The organism is Nonomuraea sp. NPDC003707 (assembly GCF_053587055.1).
In genome coordinates this window covers 505065-522127 of record NZ_JBSFNK010000001.1, presented here as the reverse complement: position 1 = coordinate 522127, position 17063 = coordinate 505065, and the positions used below count along the sequence as shown (strand labels likewise).

Below are 17063 nucleotides of genomic sequence, written 5' to 3'. Positions count from 1 at the left end.
CTCAGAAGCTGCCGGCTGAGCTTTCATTCCCGTCATCGTCGGCAAGGTCAAAGATCAAGCTAAAGAAGGTGTCTTCGAACTCCTTCTGTGATTCCGAACATCGGAAGTCGACGTGTGCCGGACGTCCGATCTCGGCAGCAGCCGAAGGAATCTGTCAGGAGCGCGGGATCGCCCCTGTCGACCGGTCGAATCTGGCAGTCCCAGCTCCAAGGGGGGCGTTGGATCCTCCGCTGCTCCTTGCGGGGCCCGAACACCGCCATGTTGATTCGGCCTGTCGCGCAGGAGCTCGAACAGAGGATCTTGTCAGGTCGCAGCCCAGAGGCACGGAGCGAGTTTTTCCGCCTGGGCTGGCGCTGCGGGCGAGCATGGCGAAACCGTCCGGTTGATCACCGAGGGGCCCTCGATCTCGAGAGCGGCCTGATCGGTGCGGCGTGATCAGTAGGGCACGGGCCGGTTGTCCTGCGCCCAGAGCTGCTCCGCCTCCGAACCCGTCGGGGGCGGGCACAACCCGTCGATCATCCACAGATCCCGCGGGGTCTCGTCGATGTGGAACTCGCAGTGCAGCCCGCGGTCGCCGGTATGCGCGGCCAGCAGGCGACCCAGGGCCTCGCTCATCCGCTCGCGCAGGCCGGAATCCTCAGCATGGCGGGCGATGTGCTCGATCACGACGCGCACGGTGTCGTCCGAAGGTACTCCCCCGACCAGAAACGATGCCCGCGGGACCTCGTGGAAGAGCGTGACAACGTAGAACTTCGGCAGCCCGAAACGGGCGTAGAACTGCGTGACATCCTCGGCGAAGCCACGCTTCTGCTCCTCGGAATACGCGCCGACGGGATGATAGACCTGCCACAACGGCATCTGCCCTGCCTCCTTGAGGTTCGACGGCTACGCGCCTGACGGCTCAATGTCAGACGGGTCAATGTCTGACGGCTCAACGCCCGATGGTCACGGTGAGCCCTCCTACCGGGCCGGACAGCGCCGCCTTCATCCGCCTGGTGACCTCGTCCACGAGCACCTCGTCGGCACCGCCTTCGATGCCGTCCAGCACCGCGATGGCGACCTCGGCGGGCGATACCTTCGGGACCGGGATCTCCGCCGCCATGTCGGTGTCGGCGAAGCCGAGGTGCACGCCGACGACCTGGGTGCCCTGCGGGGCCAGTTCGACGCGCAGGGAGTTCGTGATCGACCACAGCGCGGCCTTCGAGGCACCGTAGGCCGCCGCGCCGGCACCCCAGGACAACACGGAGTGTATGTCGACCAGCGCCCCACCGCCGTTGGCCGCCAGGATCGGAGCGAAGGTCTGCGCCACTCGCAGCGCGCCGAACACGTTGGTGTCGAACGTGGCGACCACGTCGGCCATGTCCGCCTTCAGCAGCGGCGATGGGATGAGCACGCCGGCGTTGTTGATCACGATGGTCACCTCCCGGGCCTGGGCGGCGAGGGACGATACCGCGTCCGGATCGGTGACATCGAGGGCAACGGGCAGGATTCGCGGATCATCGCTGGTAGCGGGTTTGCGCGCGGTCGCGTAGACCTTCGCCGCACCGCGCTCCACCAGTGCCTCGGCGAACGCCTTGCCGAGACCGCGCTGGCCACCGGTCACCAGCGCCACGGAATTCTCGATCGCGACCATGGACGGACCTCCTTCTGAGTAGAATAGATGATTAGCATCATCTATATCGTGAGGGAAGTGTACCCACCATGCCCCGAGCATCCAAGGCCGAAGCCGAGCGGCACCGTGAGCAGGTAATCGAGGCCACGGCGAAGCTGCTGCGCGCGCACGGCGTCGACAAGGTGAGCGTTCCGCAGGCGATGGCCGCGGCGGGGCTGACCCACGGCGGCTTCTACCGCCACTTCAGCTCCAAGGACGACCTGATCGCCCAGGCCTGCTCGGCCGCGTTCGCCGAACGGGCCACCGCCCTGGACGACCTCACACAGCACACCACCCCCGGCCGCGCCCGCACCGAATTCCTGGCGGGCTATGTGTCGGCCCTGCACCGCGACAACCCCGCCCTCGGCTGCCCCGGCCCGGCCCTCGCGGCGGACGCCGCCCGCGCCGAACCCGGCGACCCCCTGCGTCAGGCGTTCGCCACCGGCTTGCGCGGCATGGTCGACGGGATGCGGCAGTTCGACGACGGGAACGAGGAGGCGGTGCTCGTGGAGTTGTCCACCATCGTGGGAGCGTTGCTGTTGTCACGGGCCTGCGCCGACGACGACCTGTCCGACCGGATCCTCACCGCGGTCCGCGAACATCTCGTGGGTGACGAAAACATCGCCTCGGGTAGTTGCTCGCGCATCGGGTCGTAAAGCTGCCCGACCGTCGGGCGAAAGGTCACCGCCACGAAACGCCCCCTTGTCCTGCTTGTCCTGTCACGCGCTCACGGGCGCCGGGAGCCAGCCCTCGTCATCATCGTCGTCGTCGCGCGCCTCGTTCGTGTCTCCCGCGGACTGGGCGCGGCAATCGTGATCTCCGCGCTTGCGGGACGGGGCCGCGGACCTCGCGCTTATGGCTGCCCGGTTCGGCACCGTGCCTTACACGCCTGACAAGATCATCTCGCTCTGACCTGCGAGAAAGGGCCAAGAACCCAAGATGACGATTGAACCGCTCCGACACGACAGCGAAACCGCGACTTGCGCGCAGGTTCGCGGCCAAGGACCGCGTCGACCGGGCCCCTTCCTTTCCGATCGCCCAGCGGCGGGCCATCAGGAATGGTTTGAGGGCCGCCAGCATCTCCCCGGGTGCCTCTTCGGCCGGATAGTGGCCGCAGTCGGGGATGATCACGCTTTCCACGTCGTCGGCGGGTGACGATTGCCCGGTAGCCAGTGATCACTCCGCGCTCTTCCAACCTCCTGAGACGTCGCAGGCACGGCGCGTTGGCGGGGGCAGTACCAGACAAAGGGGTAGTCGTCCCTCTGTCCTGGGCGATCCCCACCCGTGGCCAACTTGGGGACACGATGATGGGCTCCGAGGTGACGATGGCCGCGCATCGCGTCGAGCCTCCGTCGCGGTGTCGGAGGATACTGCAACAGCATCCGGCATTCATCAGGTTCCGCTGATCAGCGAGCCGCGCGGAGAACAGACTGCCCATCGCACCGTGCATGCCGTGGCCGGTGCATGTCATCGATGCTGTCGGCGGCCATGACGCCCACCAGCGACATCACCTTCGCCGCGGAGAAGGCTGCGGTGCCGTCGTTCGAGGCCGCAGCCAGACCGTACTCCCCGACCAGCGTGGGCAGACCGCACCACCGACCCTAGGCCACCGTCCGCGATCAGGTCTGGGGCGTCGAACCGGACGAGACCAGTGGATTCCGGAATGAAAACAACCTCGCCGGAATGGTGCTCTTCAAGCACGAAGGGCGTCGATCAGGGCGTCGACGGCGGCGAGCGCGGCGGAGGTGTCGAGTCCTGCGCGGGAGACCAGGGACAGGCCTTGGACGGTGAACAGCGCCAGCTGCGCCTGGGCCTCGGGGGTGGCGGCACGGGTGACCTCGCCGCCGACCTGCGCGCGCCGCAGGGCGTCGGCGACGATCTGGGTGAAACGGGCGTGCGAGCGGGCCACGATGTCGCGGGCTTCGGCGTCCTGCGGGACCAGTTCGGCGGTGGTGTTGCCGATCATGCACCCTTGCGGAACGCCGGCGTCGGAGGCGTGCTCCTGTGCCCGGGCCGGGTTGGCGAGCACCTCACGCAGCGCCGGCAGCACCGGCCCGGCCTCCAGCGCCGCGATCAGCTCGCGCTCGTAGGTGTCCCAGTACAGCTGGACCGCCGCCAGGTAGAACTGCCGCTTGTCGCCGAAGGCGCCGTACAGGCTGCCCCGCTCCAGATCCAGCGCGTCGACGAGGTCCTGGACAGAGGTCTCTCCGTAGCCCCGGGACCAGAACAGCAGCAGCGCGCGCTCCAGGGCCTGGTCCTTGTCGAACGCGCGGGGGCGTCCTGTGCGTGCCATGTTCCCAGGTTACGACTTTTTGACCGCTCACACAAAAGTCTGTACGTTGATGGCCGGACGACTTATTGAACGGTCGCATGGAAGTCGCTGGCGAGCTCGCGCACCAGCGGAGAAAGGCAGGCCCACATGGACTTCCACGGCAAGACGGCGCTGATCACCGGATCGGGCGCCATCGGCGGGCTCGGGCACGCCACGGCGAAGATTCTCGCCGCCGGTGGGGCAAACGTGATCATTACCGGCACCGACCCGGACCGCGGCGCCCAGGTCGTGGTCGACGTACGGCAGAGCGCGACGGGCACCGTGCGCTTCATCGGCGCCGACCTGGCCGACCCGCAGGCCGTCGGATCCTTTCTCGTCACCCGATCCCGTTACTGATCAACAGAACTCATCGTGGCCAACTATCGTTCACAGCCTCAGGGGCCCGCTCGTCGCGGGCCCCGCCCGGTTCCTGGGCTGGTCAGGCGGTGGTGAAGGAGATCCACGCGTCCGGGGGAACGTCGGGCCGGTTCGGCACGGCCAGGCGCTCCTCCGTCCACGCCTCACCGGCGATCTCGATGGCGACGCGCCGCCAGAACGCGACGGCCGCCGCGTTCGAGTCCTGGAAGGCGATCTTCCAGGGGCCGGGGTGCCGGGAGATCACCTCCCGCACGACCTCCATCCCGATCCCGGACCGGCGCGCGCCGCGTACCACGAAGAAGCTGTTCAGCACGCGCGCCGGGCCGGACAGCGCGCGCACGAACGAGAACCCGACAGGCCGGTCGCCGCTGGTGAACAGGTAGGCCGCCCAGTCGTCGTCCTCGAGCGCCGAGCGCAACCGGTCGCTGTGATAGGTGGCGTCGGGGTTGGGCAGCCCGCCCTGGAACTCCGCCATGTCGTGGCGGAACATGAGCCAGAGCCGTTCGACGGTGGGGTGGTCCGCGGCGCTCACGGGCCGCACGGTTGCCTGAGAAATGGTCATACAAACACGTTCCGGCCGGAAGCAACATCCGGCCGGAAAGGTAAAGCTAGCAGATGCGAGCGGGCATTTCGGGATATGGGGCGTATAGCACTTTTGTGTATCCAAGGACGCGCGGGCGTTCACGTGCTTACGTGGCGGAAGGGGATCGGGGGAGGGAGGCCCTGTGGGTCTGATCACCGCTGTGGCGTGGGCGATCGCCGCGCTGGCCGGAGTGTACCTGCTCTACTTCTGGCTCTCCGGGGACGGGCTGCGCCGGGCCAAGGTCACCCGCTTCCCGGCCGCGCTGGTGTTCTCCCACCCGACGCTGGCCGTGTCGGCGCTGGTGTGCTGGGTGGGCGGGCTGGTCACGGGGAGCAGGGCGCTGGCGTGGGCCGCGTTCGGAGGGCTGGCGGTGGCCGCGCTGCTGGGGTTCACGATGTCCACGCGCTGGCTCGGGGCCGGGCGGCACACGACGTGCGGGCGCCGGTTCCCGGTGCTGGCGGTGACGCTGCACGGCCTGGCGGGGGTGGCGACGTTCGCGCTGATGCTGCTCACCGCGAGCGCGGCTGGCGCAGGACCTGGAGGGAACGGGCCGTGACGGCGACCAGGTCGCCGGCCTGCCAGCCCTCGTCCACGAACGCGTCCTCCATCGTCTCGTGGCTGGTGTCGAGCACGGGCACCCATCCGGTGCCGCACTCCTCGCCCGGCAGCGTGAACGACATGTTCTCGTGATGGGCGTTGATGAGCAGCAGGAACGAGTCGTCCACGATCCGCTCGCCGCGCGGCCCGGGCTCGGTGATGGCCTCGCCGTTGAGGTAGACCATGAGCGACTTGGCGTAGCCGATGTGCCAGTCGCCCGCCGTCATCTCCGTGCCGCCCGGGGTGAGCCAGACCAGGTCGCGCTTGCCGTCCTCGGGATGGCGGCCGTGGAAGAAGCGGCGGCGCTGGAAGACCGGGTGCTCGCGGCGCAGCTTCGACAGCGCCCTGACGAACTCCAGCAGCTCCGGCTCCGTGTGCAGCATCGACCAGTCGACCCAGGCCAGCTCGTTGTCCTGGCAGTAGGCGTTGTTGTTGCCGCGCTGGGTGCGGCCGAGCTCGTCGCCGTGGGAGAGCATGGGCACCCCCTGCGACAGGAACAGGGTGACCAGGAAGTTGCGGCGCTGGCGGTGGCGGAGCTGGACGATGCCGGGGTCCTCCACGGGGCCCTCGGCGCCGCAGTTCCAGGAGCGGTTGTCGTTGGTGCCGTCGCGGTTGTCCTCGCCGTTGGCCTCGTTGTGCTTGTGGTCGTACGAGACCAGGTCGCTGAGGGTGAAACCGTCGTGGCAGGTCACGAAGTTGATCGAGGCGACCGGGCGGCGGCCGGAGGACTCGTACAGGTCGGCGGAGCCGGTCAGGCGGGAGGCGAACTCGGGGAGCGCGGAATGCGTGCCTCTCCAGAAATCGCGCACGATGTCGCGATATTTGCCGTTCCACTCCGTCCACAAAGGCGGGAAATTCCCGACCTGGTAGCCGCCGGGCCCCACGTCCCACGGCTCGGCGATCAGCTTGACCTGCGAGATCACCGGATCCTGCTGGATCAGGTCGAAGAACGCGCTCAGCCGGTCGACGTCGTGCAACTCCCTGGCCAGCGCCGAGGCCAGGTCGAACCGGAACCCGTCGACGTGCATGTCGAGGACCCAGTAACGCAGCGAGTCCATGATCAGCTGCAGCGCGTGCGGCGAGCGTACGTTGAGGGAGTTTCCGCACCCGGTGTAGTCGAGGTAGTAGCGCCGGTCGCCGTCGTGCAGCCGGTAGTAGGCGGCGTTGTCGATCCCCCGGAACCCCAGCGTGGGCCCCATGTGGTCGCCCTCGGCCGTGTGGTTGTAGACGACGTCGAGGATGACCTCGATGCCCGCCTCGTGCAGCGCCCGCACCATCGCCTTGAACTCCAGCACCTGCTGCCCCCGCGTCCCCGCGCTGGAGTAGCCGCCGTGGGGAGCCAGGTAGGCCATGGTGTTGTAGCCCCAGTAGTTGGTCAGCCCGCGGGCGACCAGGAAGTGCTCGGGGATGTAGTGGTGGACCGGCATCAGCTCGACCGCCGTCACCCCCAGCGACAGCAGGTGATCGATGATGGCCGGATGCCCCACGCCCGCGTACGTGCCGCGCAGGTCCGGCGGCACGTCGGGGTGGCGCATGGTGAGCCCGCGCACGTGGGCCTCGTAGATCACGGTCTGGTGGTACGGGATGCGCGGCGGCCGGTCGTTGCCCCACTCGAAGAACGGGTTGATGACCACGTTCTTCGGCATGTAGGGGGCGCTGTCCTCGGTGTTGCGCCGGGTCGGATCGGTGAAGTAATAGGGGAACAGCGCCTGGTTCCAGGTCAGCTCGCCGTCGATGGCCTTGGCGTAGGGATCGAGGAGCAGCTTGGCGGGGTTGCTCCGGTGGCCCTGCGACGGGTCGTGCGGGCCGTGGACGCGGTAGCCGTAGCGCTGGCCCGGCTGGATGCCCGGCAGGTAGCCGTGCCAGACGAACCCGTCGACCTCGGGCAGGTCGACGCGCTCCTCGGTGCCGTCGTCATGAAAAAGGCACAGCTCGACTCGCTCGGCAACCTCGGAGAACACCGAAAAGCTGGTGCCAACGCCATCCCAGGTGCCGCCGAGTGGATAGGGCTCGCCCGGCCAGACCTCGCGCATGTGGCCCAATTGTCGCACGCGAACCCGCTCTTGGTCGCTCAATGCGCCGATCGCCCTCCGTACCGGGGTCTCCACGTGCCCGGCCTCCGGGCCGGGCAGGTCGCGGCGACCGTCAGAGCAGCTCGGCGTTGAGCGTGATCATGGTGCCCGTCAGGGCCTTGCTGACCGGGCAGTTGGCCTTGGCCGTCTCGGCGGCCTCCGCGAACTGCTCGGCCGAGATGCCGGGAACGTGGCCCTTCACCGTGAGCACGATGCCCGTGATGCCCTCACCCGGCTGGAACGTCACGTCGGCGCTGGTCTCCAGTGACTCCGGCGGGGTGCCGGCGCCGGCCAGCCCGTGCGAGAGCGCCATCGAGAAGCAGGAGGAGTGGGCGGCCGCGATGAGCTCCTCCGGGGACGTCTTGCCGCCGGCCTCCTGGGACCTGGACGGCCAGGAGACCTCGAACGTGCCCACGCCCGAGGTGTCGAGCGACACGGTGCCCGAACCGTTGATCAGGTTGCCCTTCCACTGGGTGGTGGCGGTGCGAGTGGTGGCCATGACGTGCTCCCTCCGTATTGGTCCTCCGACCTTATCGCGCGCCGGCAAACTCCCTGCCTCTCGGTCATCCAGCTCTACTTTTCCGGCGAATAATGACATGCTCGGGTCGCGGCGCACCCGCCGCCTTCTGGTCCGGATTACACGGGAGTGTGGTGCCAGTGGAGGCACCGTACGACGACCGCCTGCTGCACCAGCGGGTGGTCGGCGGCGATGAGTCCGCGCTGGGCGAGGTCTACGATCGGCTCTCCTCGCTGATCTTCGGGCTCGCGCTGCGGGTCACCAGGGACCGGGTGATCGCCGAGGACATCACTCAGGAGGTGTTCCTGGTCTTCTGGGAGCGCCCCCTGTCCTACGACCCGGAGCGTGGCACCTTACGCGCCTGGCTCGCGACGATCGCGCACCGACGCGCGGTCGACCACGTGCGCGCCGAGGAGCGGCGGCGGGTGTCGGCACTCGGACCCAGGCTGTTCGAGCGCGAACCTGACAGACTGGAGGACACGGTCCTGGCCTCGGACGAGGCCAAACGGGTGCGGCAGGCGGTGACCTCGCTGCCCGACGGCCTTCGGGAGGCGGTGGAGCTCGCCTACTTCGGCGGCAGGACCTATCGGCAGGTGAGCGAGGAGCTGGGCGTGCCCGAGGGCACGGCCAAATCGCGCATCCGGCTGGCGCTGAGACGCCTGGCGGACGCGCTTGCGGAGGAAGAGGTGTAATGGACCCCATCGAGCGCCTCTATCTGGACGCGATGATGGAGGACCCGGAGGTGCCGGCCCGTTCGTTGCGGCCCCAGCTCCTGGCCGGGGCCAGGGCCCGGCGCAGGCCCGCGGCCCCAACCGCGACCTGGGCGGAGCCGTACGCGGGCCGGGTGGCCGCGATGGACGCGCTGCTGACCTCGGCCGTGGACGACGACTGGTCGCGCGTGATCGTCGAGGGCTGGACCCTCCAGGAGCTCGTCGCCCACCTGGCCGCCAAGGACGGCCTCCTGGCCGCCTCCGTCGGCGCCCCCGTGCTGGGGCCGCCCATGGGCGCGACCGATTCGACGGGACGTACGAGCGACGTTCAGGCGTACGAGCGCACCCGCAGCCCAGAGCAGACCAGAAGGGACTGGCGGGCCCAGGCCGACGCCCTCTGCCGCCACCTGGCCGACCTGCCGCCCACGACCCCGGCCACCCTGGACGGCATGGAGGTCCCGGTCCGCGACCAGCTCCTGGCGCGCTGCCTGGAGACCTGGATCCACACGGCCGACGCCGCCCGGACCGCCCGGCTGCGCCTGCCCGACCCCATCGCCGACCACATCCACCCGACCGCCGACCTCTGCGCGCGCCTGCTGCCCTGGACGATGCTCCTGTCGGGCATGGACGGCTCCGGCCGCACCCTCCACCTCACGCTGACGGGCGCGGGCGGGGGCGAGTGGCAGGTGCCGCTGGGCGTGGAGGACACCCGGCCCGGCGCGCCGGACGCCCACATCACGGCGGACGTGGTCGCGTTCTGCTTCCTGCTGGGCGGCAGGGGAGAGCCCGCCGAGTTCCCGGCCGAGCTGGCCGGCGACCTGCCGCTGGCCAGGGACGTCCTGACCGCGGCCCCGGCGCTTTCCGGCCCCTGATCGGCGGCGCTGTCCATTCTGGGGGAATTGGGCGGGAAATGCCCTGAGATATAGCGCGAGGTCCTTTAAGTAACTCGCAAAACCATCGTTTAATGACCCCGCCGGGTTTTGACAGGTTATTTGTGTTTACATAGTTAGGCGAGAATATTCACATGGGTACGTCTGCCCCTGTCTGAGTGCCTGCGGAGATAGTGGGCACTGGATTTCGGGCCGATCTACCCATGAACGGAAACGAATGCACGTGAACACTGAAAGTCGGCAATCGCGGACGCCTCGCCATGGGCGGGCCGCGACACTAACGCTGGCCGGCGCCATCGTCGGCTCCCTGCTCCTTCCCACGGGTCTGGCGGCCGCGGCGAGCGCGGTGCCGAGCAGCGCCGCGGGCGTCGGGGTCATCTCGAACGAGAAGCCGCCGCTCTGTGGGAAGCACTGCGGCCGTCGCGGATGGGGAGGCGGCTGCTGGCGCCCCTGGTGTGGCCCCTGGGGCTGGGGCGGCTGGGGACGTCGTCACCACCACCGTGATGACGACGAGATCATCCGCATCCGCACACCGCGCCGCGAGCACCACCGTCCGGTGCACCACACGCCGCCGACGGTGCGGACGCCCGTCAAGGAGGAGCCGGTCAAGCAGCCGATCAAGGACGACGACCAGTTCGAGGCCCCCGAAGAGACGGGCCAGGACGAGACGGGCCAGAACGACAGCTGGTGGCCCAACGGGGACGACTGGCGGGATATCTTCGGCGGCGAGAATTAACCGGTGAGCTGAAACAGCTCCCGTTTTCGGAGAACGGTCGATGACAAATGCCGTGGCCGGCGAAACGGCCACGGCATTTGCCGTAGGAGAGGAGGGTCCCCGTGATGGATGACGCGACGGGACTGGCGGGGCTGCTGTACGAGTTCGGGCTGCTCAAGCGCTACAAGCGGACCGGGTGGCTGGTGGCGGGCGTACGGGACCCGGAGAGCATCGCCGAGCACTCGTTCCGAGCGGCCGTCATAGCCGGCGTGATCGCGAGGCTCGAAGGCGCGAATCCGGAGCGGGCCGCGTTCATGAGCCTCTTCCACGACACCCAGGAGACCCGCATCACCGACATCCCGTACATCGGCAAGCGCTACCTCAAGGCGGCCTCCAACGAGGACGTCACCGCCGACCAGATGCGCGGCCTGCCCGCAGAGGTGGCGGACATGGTCGGCGACGCGGTGGGGGAGTACGAGGAGAAGGCCAGCCTCGAAGCCGTCTGCGCCCGGGACGCGGACAAGCTGGAATGCCTCATCCAGGCGGTCGAATACCGGGAGCAGGGGCACCAGAACGTCCAGGGCTGGATCGACAGCTCCTTGGACGCCCTGACGACCCCGACCGGGAAACGGCTGGCCGAGGAGGCCCTGCGCACCGGCACCCTGGAGTGGGTGACGCGCGTGCTCAACGGCGACTGAGCGCTCCCCGGACCGGCGGGAGGGTGCGGGTCAGTCGGTGACGGGCCGGGTGACGAGGTCCCGCTCGTACTCGTCGGCGCTCTCCGCCAGCACCCGATCCACGCCCTGCGAAGCGCGCTCGTCGCCGCGCGTCAGCAGCCCACGCGTGGCCTCGGCCACCGTGCGCAGGTCGGCGTCGGCGAGGCGGGCGGCCAGGGCCTCACGGATGACGGGCGTGTCCTCGGACAGCCCGGCGAGCCCGGCGGTGGCCCAGTCGCGCACCTCCGTGTCCTCGTCCTCCGTCATCGCGATCAGCATCGCCAGGCCCTCCTCGTGGCCCGGCGGCAGCACGTCGGCCAGCGCGATCGCGTCCGTCATCGTGCGCTTGTGCCCCGGACGCCCGATGACGTCCAGCACGTACGGCAGCGCGCGGGCGTCCCCCTGGTGCCCGAGCGCGGCCAGGACCGACCGCAGCACCTGCGGGTTGCCCTCCGTGGTGACCATCTTCTGCAGCAGCGGCAGCGTGGTGTCGAGGTAGGGCTTCTCACCCTCCGCGAACCCGAACTGGGCGATCGCGTCGACCCCGAACTCCCGCTCCCTGGCGTCCTCGCTCCCGCACAGCCGGACCAGCGCCTCGTACGTCTCGTCGTCCGCCCGCCTGCCCAGCGAGTCGGCCACGATCCACCAGGTCTCGGCGTCCTCGTCGATGTCGCGGTGCGCCACGGCCCGCGCCACGAGCTGCTCCACCGGCGTGTACGTGCCCGTCGCGTCCTCCAGCAGGGTCGCGACGGCGGCGTGGCCGCGCTGCGCCTGCACCTGCTCGCTCTCCGAGCCGTCGGCCGCGCGTCCGGCCACCGTGACCAGCTCGGTGCCGTCCTTGGCGTACTGGCGGGCCACGACGTACTCCCAGCCCTCCTTCTCGATCTGGTCGAGCAGCGCGCTCTCCAGGTGCACGCCCACCCAGGAGGCGGCGATCTCGAGCGGCGTGTCGCCGTCGCCGTCGTACTTCTCGGCATCGGCGCCCGCTTCGAGCAGCACCTGCACCACGCCCAGCGCGCCGCGCCGGACGGCCAGCGTGAGCGGGGTGTCGCCGGACTCGTTGGCCGCGTCGACCTCCGCGCCGGCCTCGATCAACGCCTTGGCGGTGGCGGCGTGGCCGTTGGAGGCCGCCCAGTGCAGCGCCGTCCAGCCGCCCTCCTCCCGGCCGTTCACGTCGGCGCCGGCCGTCAGGAGCGCGCCGGCCACCTCCACGCGGTCCCAGGCGGCGGCCGCGCACAGCGGCAACCCCTCCTCACCTGGGCTGTTGGGATCGGCGCCGCCGGTGAGCAGCTTGCCCACGGTCTCGGTCTCGCCGTTCAACGCCGCGCGGTAGAGCTGTTCCTCATGCATGACAGGGACCCTAGCCTGGTCCGGCCGCGCCCCGGGCCAAGCCAGAGCCCCGTGTCATCGCTTGGTACGCGCCAAAGCGGCGTCTAGGTTCAAACACCTACAAGGGATGACATGTTTTCCTTCTCGGGGAGGAGTCGCATTCCGGGCAAGACGCGATATGTTGCGAGTATGACTGATCCCGGTGGGCTCCGCGCCTCGGACGCCGAGCGCGAGGCCGTCGTCGAGCAGCTGCGTGTCGCATCGGTGGAGGGCAGGCTGACGCTCGCCGAGCTGACCGACCGTACCGAGGCCGCCTATTCCGCGACCACGCACGCCGAGCTGGCCCTGCTCACCCAGGACCTGCCGGGGGGAGCCACGCCCGCGCCGGCGCCGGCGCCCGCCCCGGTGCCCGCGGGCAGGAAGCGGCGGTGGTTCGTGGGCTTCATGGGCGACTCCAAGCGGCGCGGGACCTGGCGGATCGACCAGGAGCTCGGCGCGGTCGCCGTGATGGGCGACGTGGTGCTCGACCTGCGCGAGGCCGAGGTTCGCACGGACATGGTGGACATCATGGCCGTCTCCGTGATGGGCGACGTCAAGATCATCGTCCCCGACGGCGTGAACGTGGACCTCGACGGCGTGGCCGTCATGGGCGACAAGCGGGTGGACGTCCTCCAGGCGGCCCCCGGCATGAACGTCCCGGTGGTGCGCGTGCGCGCGTACGCCGTGATGGGGGACGTCAAGGTGATCGGCGACTCGCGGGCGCAGCCGGTGCAGCGCGCGTTCGCGGCCTGGCGGGAGCACTGGCGGCGGCTGCATGGTGAGGACTGGCGGGCGCTGGGCCGGCAGATGCGGCAGGAGACCCGCGAGCTGAACCGGCAGGCCCGTGAGCTGGGCAGGCAGGCGCGCGGGGACGGCCGCGGCGACCGGTGGGGCTACTGACCCCGGCTCAGCCGACCAGGGAGGACACCGGCTGCCGCTGGGCGGCCTCGTAACGCTCCAGGAGCACCTCCACCAGCTCCGGCGCCGGGCCGAGCACGTCCGACACGACCGCGGCCCCGGCCTCCAGGCTCGTCTGCCGTACCTTGTCCGCGAAGTAGCCGGGCGCCAGCAGGTACGGGGCGACGACGACCTTCGGCGCGCCCGCCCGCCTGAGCGCGGCCACGGCCTCGGCGGGTGACGGATCGGCGGCCGACGCGTAGCCGGCGGACACCGTCCACCAGCCGGAACGCCGCCACGCCCGCGCCTGCCCCGCGATGACCGCGTTGGCCCTGGCGTCGCTCGAACCCGCCGACACCAGCACGACCGCGGTCTCCGGGTCCCCGGCGCGCACGCCCGCCTCGGCCAGGCGCCGCTCCAGCGCCGTCAGCAGCAGCGGGTGCGGCCCCAGCGTGCTGCCATAGTGCACGCGCAGGCGCGGCTCGCGCGCCCGGACCTCGTTCAGCGCCGCCGGCAGGTCCACCCGGCTGTGGTAGGCCTCGGTGAGCAGCAGCGGCAGCACAACGGCCTCCTGGAGGCCGCTCAGCGCCTGTCCCAGTGCGGGAGTGCAGTGGTCGAGGTACGCCACCCGTACGGGCACCTCAGGGCGCGCCAGGCGTACCCGGTCGAGCAGCGCGGCCACGGTGGCGGCGGCACGCGGATCTCGCGACCCGTGCGCCACCGCCACCAGTGGCACGCGGCCGGGGGCCGCCCCGCCTGCCAACGGGACGGGTCCCCTGCTGGGGATCACAGGTGAATGCCGCATTCGACCTTCCCCAGGCCCGCCCAGCGTCCGCTGCGCGGATCCTCTCCCTCCGCGACCTGCCGCGTGCACGGCGCGCAGCCGATCGAGGGGTAGTTGTCGTAGTGCAACGGGTTGATCAGCACCCCGTTGTCGGCGATGTAGTTGTCGACGTCCTCCTGGGTCCAGGCCGCGATCGGGTTGACCTTGACCATCTGCCGCTTGGCGTCCCACTCGACGACCTTGGAGTCGGCGCGGCTGGAGGACTCGTCGCGGCGGATGCCGGAGATCCACGCCAGGTACGGCTCCAGAGCCCGGTTGAGCGGCTCGACCTTGCGCAGGAAGCAGCACAGGTCGGGGTTGCGGCCGAACAGGCGCGGGCCGAGGTCGCGATCCTGCTCCTCGACCGTCCGCGACGGCTTGATGTCGATCACGTTGACGTCATAGACCTGGCGCACCGCGTCACGCGTGCCGATCGTCTCGGCGAAGTGGTAGCCGGTGTCGATGAACAGCACGTCCACGCCGGGCTTGACCCTGCTCACCAGGTCGATCAGGAGGGCGTCGCTCATCGAGGAGGTCAGGCACAGCCGGTCGCCGAACGTCGCCGCCGCCCAGCGGATGATCTCGCGGGCGGGGGCGCCCTCGAGGAACGTCGCGGCGGACTCGACGATGTCCTGCAGGTCAAGGGTGCCGCGCTGCTGTTTCAGGCCGACCTCGATGTCCACGAGCGTCATATCTTCACTCCGATCCCGAGAAACTTGAGCTTGAAGGCGCGGGCGCAGGCGCGGCAGTACCAGCCGCCGTCCCCCTCGTAGGGTTCGAGGTCCTCGTCGCCGCAGTACGGGCAGTGGAACGGGACCGCTCGCTCGCTCATTTGAGGTCCGCCTCGTCGGCCCGCTGCACCCAGTCGGCGAACGACTCGCCTTCCTTCTTCTGGGCGTCGTAGTGCTTGACGACGCGCTCCACGTAGTCGGGCAGCGCCTTGGCGGTGGTCTTGAGGCCGCGCACCTTGCGCCCGAAGCCGGCGTTGACGCCGAGGGAGCCGCCCAGGTGGATCTGGAAGCCCTCGACCTGGTCGCCGTTCTCGTCCACCACGAGCTGGCCCTTGAGGCCGATGTCGGCGACCTGGATGCGGGCGCAGGAGTTGGGGCAGCCGTTGACGTTGATCGTCAGCGGCTCCTCGAACGCCGGCAGCCGCCGCTCCAGCTCGTCGATCAGGTCGGCGGCCGCGGCCTTGGTCTCGACGATGGCCAGCTTGCAGTACTCGATGCCGGTGCAGGCCATCGTCTGGCGGCGGAACGTGGACGGCCGGACCCGCAGGTCGTTGGCCTCCAGCTCGGCCACGATCGAGTCGACCTGGTCGGGCGCGACGTCGAGGATGACCATCTTCTGCTCGACGGTCGTGCGGACCCGGCCGGAGCCGTGCCGCTCGGCGATGTCGGCGATCAGGTGCAGCCTGTCGCCGTCGAGCCGGCCCACCTTGGGCGCGAAGCCGACGTAGAAGTTGCCGTCCTTCTGCGGGAAGACGCCCACGTGGTCGCGGCGGCTGCCGCGCGGCAGCTCGGGGGCGGGCCCGTCGGGCAGCGGCTCCTTGAGGTATTCCTGTTCGAGGACTTCGCGGAACTTCTCGACTCCCCAGTCGTTGACCAGGAACTTGATGCGGGCCCGGTGCCGCAGCCGCCGGTAGCCGTAGTCGCGGAAGATCCCGACCACGCCCTCGAAGACGTCGACCGCCTGCTCCGGCCGGACGAACACGCCGATCCGCTTGCCCAGCATCGGGTTGGTCGACAGGCCGCCGCCCACCCACAGGTCGTAGCCGACCTCGCCCTGCTCGTTGACCACGCCGACGAACGCGATGTCGTTGATCTCGTGCACCGTGCAGTGGGCGGTGCAGCCGCTCAGCGCCGACTTGAACTTGCGGGGCAGGTTGGAGTACGCCGGGTTGCCCACGATCCGGTCCTGCACCTCGTGGATCTGCTCGGTCGCGTCGAGCACCTCGTCGGCGTCGATCCCGGCCAGCGGGCAGCCCAGGATCACGCGGGGGGTGTCGCCGCACGCCTCGGTGGTGGACAGGCCCACGGCCTCCAGGCGCTCCCAGATGTCCGGCACCGACTCGATCTCGATCCAGTGGAGCTGGATGTTCTGGCGGTCGGTCAGGTCGGCGGTGCCGCGGCCGTACTCGTTGGAGATGTCGGCGATCGTGCGCAGCTGGGCGAGGTCGAGCTGGCCGCCGTCGATGCGCACCCGCAGCATGAAGTAGCGGTCGTCGAGCTCCTCCGGCTCCAGGATGGCGGTCTTGCCGCCGTCGATGCCGGGCTTGCGCTGGGTGTAGAGGCCGTACCAGCGCATGCGGCCGCGCAGGTCGGCCGGGTCGATCGAGTCGAAGCCCCGCTTGGAGTAGATGTCGATGATGCGCTGGCGGACGTTGAGGCCGTCGTCGTTCTTCTTGTTCTCTTCGTTCTTGTTGAGCGGCTCACGGTAACCGAGAGCCCACTGGCCTTCGCCGCGCGGGCGTTTGTGGTGCCGGCTGGCAGGAGTGCGGCTGGCAGGGGTGCTCATTGCGCGTCCTTCGGTTCATGGGCGCGCGCAGGGTTCCTCCTGCCTCGTCGTCGAGGGCAGGGGTGGAGAGGAGGTGTGCGACGCGCTCAGCGGTGAAAAGGATGGGGTTACAGGCGGGCGTCGCAACAGATGGCACTGCGGACACGCTGAAGGTCGACGTGGCGTCGACCGACGAGCATGGGGTCCGCTGGCATACCTAGAAGATACTCTGGCCGTCCCGTTTGTCCAAGACAGGGTCCAGAGTGTGGGACTGTCCAGCTCGCTCAGCCCTGGCTCTTCCAGCTGAGGTCGGGCTCGTGGGGCTTCTCCTGGACCTGG

The 17063-nt window shown here is 69.6% G+C and carries 20 protein-coding genes; 8 read left to right on the top strand and 12 right to left on the bottom strand.

Annotated elements, in window-relative coordinates:
• Positions 1 to 435: 435 nt before the first annotated feature.
• Together ACWDRB_RS02385 and ACWDRB_RS02380 are read right to left on the bottom strand one after the other, a co-directional pair.
• Positions 436 to 858, bottom strand: coding sequence for a tautomerase family protein (locus ACWDRB_RS02385; RefSeq protein WP_449891538.1), 423 nt, complete (start codon positions 856 to 858; stop codon positions 436 to 438).
• A gap of 73 nt (positions 859 to 931) precedes the next feature.
• Positions 932 to 1633, bottom strand: a complete 702-nt coding sequence (locus ACWDRB_RS02380; RefSeq protein ID WP_449891537.1) for an SDR family oxidoreductase — start codon at positions 1631 to 1633, stop codon at positions 932 to 934.
• Between the two features lie 68 nt (positions 1634 to 1701).
• Here ACWDRB_RS02380 and ACWDRB_RS02375 point away from each other — a divergent pair, with 68 nt between their 5' ends.
• On the top strand, positions 1702 to 2307 hold the full coding sequence (locus tag ACWDRB_RS02375) for a TetR/AcrR family transcriptional regulator (RefSeq protein ID WP_449891536.1): 606 nt from the start codon (positions 1702 to 1704) through the stop codon (positions 2305 to 2307).
• 1037 nt (positions 2308 to 3344) lie between these two features.
• On the opposite strand, the gene ACWDRB_RS02370 is transcribed toward ACWDRB_RS02375, so the two are convergent.
• Entirely contained in the window at positions 3345 to 3944 is a 600-nt protein-coding gene (locus ACWDRB_RS02370; RefSeq protein WP_355203876.1) for a TetR/AcrR family transcriptional regulator, read from the bottom strand.
• 126 nt (positions 3945 to 4070) lie between these two features.
• Between ACWDRB_RS02370 and ACWDRB_RS02365 the strand changes: the two genes are divergently transcribed.
• On the top strand, positions 4071 to 4319 hold the full coding sequence (locus ACWDRB_RS02365) for an SDR family NAD(P)-dependent oxidoreductase (RefSeq protein ID WP_449891535.1): 249 nt from the start codon (positions 4071 to 4073) through the stop codon (positions 4317 to 4319).
• Positions 4320 to 4401: 82 nt separating this feature from the next.
• On the opposite strand, the gene ACWDRB_RS02360 is transcribed toward ACWDRB_RS02365, so the two are convergent.
• Positions 4402 to 4872 (bottom strand): GNAT family N-acetyltransferase, encoded by a 471-nt coding sequence (locus ACWDRB_RS02360; protein ID WP_449891534.1) that lies wholly within the window; start codon positions 4870 to 4872, stop codon positions 4402 to 4404.
• Positions 4873 to 5065: 193 nt separating this feature from the next.
• Here ACWDRB_RS02360 and ACWDRB_RS02355 point away from each other — a divergent pair, with 193 nt between their 5' ends.
• The gene (locus tag ACWDRB_RS02355; RefSeq protein WP_350722688.1) at positions 5066 to 5479 is read left to right on the top strand and encodes a hypothetical protein; all 414 of its coding nucleotides are present in this window, start codon (positions 5066 to 5068) and stop codon (positions 5477 to 5479) included.
• Here the strand turns inward: ACWDRB_RS02355 and glgX are convergent.
• Together glgX and ACWDRB_RS02345 are read right to left on the bottom strand one after the other, a co-directional pair.
• The gene (gene glgX, locus ACWDRB_RS02350; protein WP_449891533.1) at positions 5433 to 7553 is read right to left on the bottom strand and encodes a glycogen debranching protein GlgX; all 2121 of its coding nucleotides are present in this window, start codon (positions 7551 to 7553) and stop codon (positions 5433 to 5435) included. The genes ACWDRB_RS02355 and glgX overlap by 47 nt on opposite strands.
• 112 nt (positions 7554 to 7665) lie before the next feature.
• The gene (locus ACWDRB_RS02345) at positions 7666 to 8091 is read right to left on the bottom strand and encodes an OsmC family protein (protein WP_363965774.1); all 426 of its coding nucleotides are present in this window, start codon (positions 8089 to 8091) and stop codon (positions 7666 to 7668) included.
• A 152-nt stretch (positions 8092 to 8243) separates the two neighbouring features.
• On the opposite strand from ACWDRB_RS02345, the gene ACWDRB_RS02340 reads away from it, so the two are divergent.
• From ACWDRB_RS02340 to ACWDRB_RS02325, 4 genes are all read left to right on the top strand, one after another.
• Entirely contained in the window at positions 8244 to 8801 is a 558-nt protein-coding gene (locus ACWDRB_RS02340; protein ID WP_350722683.1) for a sigma-70 family RNA polymerase sigma factor, read from the top strand.
• Positions 8801 to 9691: a maleylpyruvate isomerase family mycothiol-dependent enzyme gene (locus ACWDRB_RS02335; protein WP_449891532.1), complete on the top strand. Its 891-nt coding sequence runs from the start codon at positions 8801 to 8803 to the stop codon at positions 9689 to 9691. The genes ACWDRB_RS02340 and ACWDRB_RS02335 overlap by 1 nt, the downstream gene beginning before the upstream one ends.
• A 241-nt stretch (positions 9692 to 9932) precedes the next feature.
• Entirely contained in the window at positions 9933 to 10445 is a 513-nt protein-coding gene (locus ACWDRB_RS02330; RefSeq protein WP_449891531.1) for a hypothetical protein, read from the top strand.
• 104 nt (positions 10446 to 10549) lie between these two features.
• Positions 10550 to 11122: an HD domain-containing protein gene (locus tag ACWDRB_RS02325; RefSeq protein ID WP_357732042.1), complete on the top strand. Its 573-nt coding sequence runs from the start codon at positions 10550 to 10552 to the stop codon at positions 11120 to 11122.
• A gap of 30 nt (positions 11123 to 11152) precedes the next feature.
• On the opposite strand, the gene ACWDRB_RS02320 is transcribed toward ACWDRB_RS02325, so the two are convergent.
• Positions 11153 to 12490 carry an ankyrin repeat domain-containing protein gene (locus ACWDRB_RS02320; protein ID WP_449891530.1) on the bottom strand — a complete coding sequence of 446 codons (1338 nt, stop codon included), beginning with the start codon at positions 12488 to 12490 and terminating at the stop codon, positions 11153 to 11155.
• 168 nt (positions 12491 to 12658) lie between these two features.
• On the opposite strand from ACWDRB_RS02320, the gene ACWDRB_RS02315 reads away from it, so the two are divergent.
• The gene (locus ACWDRB_RS02315) at positions 12659 to 13408 is read left to right on the top strand and encodes a DUF1707 SHOCT-like domain-containing protein (protein WP_449891529.1); all 750 of its coding nucleotides are present in this window, start codon (positions 12659 to 12661) and stop codon (positions 13406 to 13408) included.
• A 7-nt stretch (positions 13409 to 13415) separates the two neighbouring features.
• Here ACWDRB_RS02315 and ACWDRB_RS02310 read toward each other — a convergent pair whose 3' ends face one another.
• From ACWDRB_RS02310 to ACWDRB_RS02290, 5 genes are all read right to left on the bottom strand, one after another.
• Positions 13416 to 14210, bottom strand: a complete 795-nt coding sequence (locus ACWDRB_RS02310) for a sirohydrochlorin chelatase (RefSeq protein WP_363965766.1) — start codon at positions 14208 to 14210, stop codon at positions 13416 to 13418.
• The gene (locus ACWDRB_RS02305) at positions 14192 to 14920 is read right to left on the bottom strand and encodes a phosphoadenylyl-sulfate reductase (protein ID WP_350722673.1); all 729 of its coding nucleotides are present in this window, start codon (positions 14918 to 14920) and stop codon (positions 14192 to 14194) included. The genes ACWDRB_RS02310 and ACWDRB_RS02305 overlap by 19 nt, the downstream gene beginning before the upstream one ends.
• A complete protein-coding gene (locus ACWDRB_RS02300) occupies positions 14917 to 15060 on the bottom strand; it encodes an Insertion element protein (protein ID WP_185077756.1) in 144 nt (47 codons plus the stop codon). Before ACWDRB_RS02300 ends, ACWDRB_RS02305 begins: the two co-directional genes overlap by 4 nt.
• Entirely contained in the window at positions 15057 to 16745 is a 1689-nt protein-coding gene (locus ACWDRB_RS02295; RefSeq protein ID WP_350722671.1) for a nitrite/sulfite reductase, read from the bottom strand. The genes ACWDRB_RS02300 and ACWDRB_RS02295 overlap by 4 nt, the downstream gene beginning before the upstream one ends.
• Positions 16746 to 16852: 107 nt before the next feature.
• Complete coding sequence (locus tag ACWDRB_RS02290; protein WP_350723228.1) at positions 16853 to 16939, bottom strand: putative leader peptide; 87 nt, start codon at positions 16937 to 16939, stop codon at positions 16853 to 16855.
• Between the last annotated feature and the right edge of the window lie 124 nt (positions 16940 to 17063).

Bases quoted from the DNA above. Each gene is read 5' to 3' on its own strand.
- ACWDRB_RS02295 (WP_350722671.1), bottom strand. From the start codon at position 16,745: ATGAGCACCCCTGCCAGCCGCACTCCTGCCAGCCGGCACCACAAACGC.
- ACWDRB_RS02385 (WP_449891538.1), bottom strand. From the start codon at position 858: ATGCCGTTGTGGCAGGTCTATCATCCCGTCGGCGCGTATTCCGAGGAG.
- ACWDRB_RS02335 (WP_449891532.1), top strand. From the start codon at position 8,801: ATGGACCCCATCGAGCGCCTCTATCTGGACGCGATGATGGAGGACCCG.
- glgX (WP_449891533.1), bottom strand. From the start codon at position 7,553: ATGCGCGAGGTCTGGCCGGGCGAGCCCTATCCACTCGGCGGCACCTGG.
- ACWDRB_RS02345 (WP_363965774.1), bottom strand. From the start codon at position 8,091: ATGGCCACCACTCGCACCGCCACCACCCAGTGGAAGGGCAACCTGATC.
- ACWDRB_RS02365 (WP_449891535.1), top strand. From the start codon at position 4,071: ATGGACTTCCACGGCAAGACGGCGCTGATCACCGGATCGGGCGCCATC.
- ACWDRB_RS02310 (WP_363965766.1), bottom strand. From the start codon at position 14,210: ATGCGGCATTCACCTGTGATCCCCAGCAGGGGACCCGTCCCGTTGGCA.
- ACWDRB_RS02315 (WP_449891529.1), top strand. From the start codon at position 12,659: ATGACTGATCCCGGTGGGCTCCGCGCCTCGGACGCCGAGCGCGAGGCC.
- ACWDRB_RS02380 (WP_449891537.1), bottom strand. From the start codon at position 1,633: ATGGTCGCGATCGAGAATTCCGTGGCGCTGGTGACCGGTGGCCAGCGC.
- ACWDRB_RS02370 (WP_355203876.1), bottom strand. From the start codon at position 3,944: ATGGCACGCACAGGACGCCCCCGCGCGTTCGACAAGGACCAGGCCCTG.
- ACWDRB_RS02320 (WP_449891530.1), bottom strand. From the start codon at position 12,490: ATGCATGAGGAACAGCTCTACCGCGCGGCGTTGAACGGCGAGACCGAG.
- ACWDRB_RS02300 (WP_185077756.1), bottom strand. From the start codon at position 15,060: ATGAGCGAGCGAGCGGTCCCGTTCCACTGCCCGTACTGCGGCGACGAG.
- ACWDRB_RS02305 (WP_350722673.1), bottom strand. From the start codon at position 14,920: ATGACGCTCGTGGACATCGAGGTCGGCCTGAAACAGCAGCGCGGCACC.
- ACWDRB_RS02290 (WP_350723228.1), bottom strand. From the start codon at position 16,939: ATGCCAGCGGACCCCATGCTCGTCGGTCGACGCCACGTCGACCTTCAG.
- ACWDRB_RS02325 (WP_357732042.1), top strand. From the start codon at position 10,550: ATGGATGACGCGACGGGACTGGCGGGGCTGCTGTACGAGTTCGGGCTG.
- ACWDRB_RS02375 (WP_449891536.1), top strand. From the start codon at position 1,702: ATGCCCCGAGCATCCAAGGCCGAAGCCGAGCGGCACCGTGAGCAGGTA.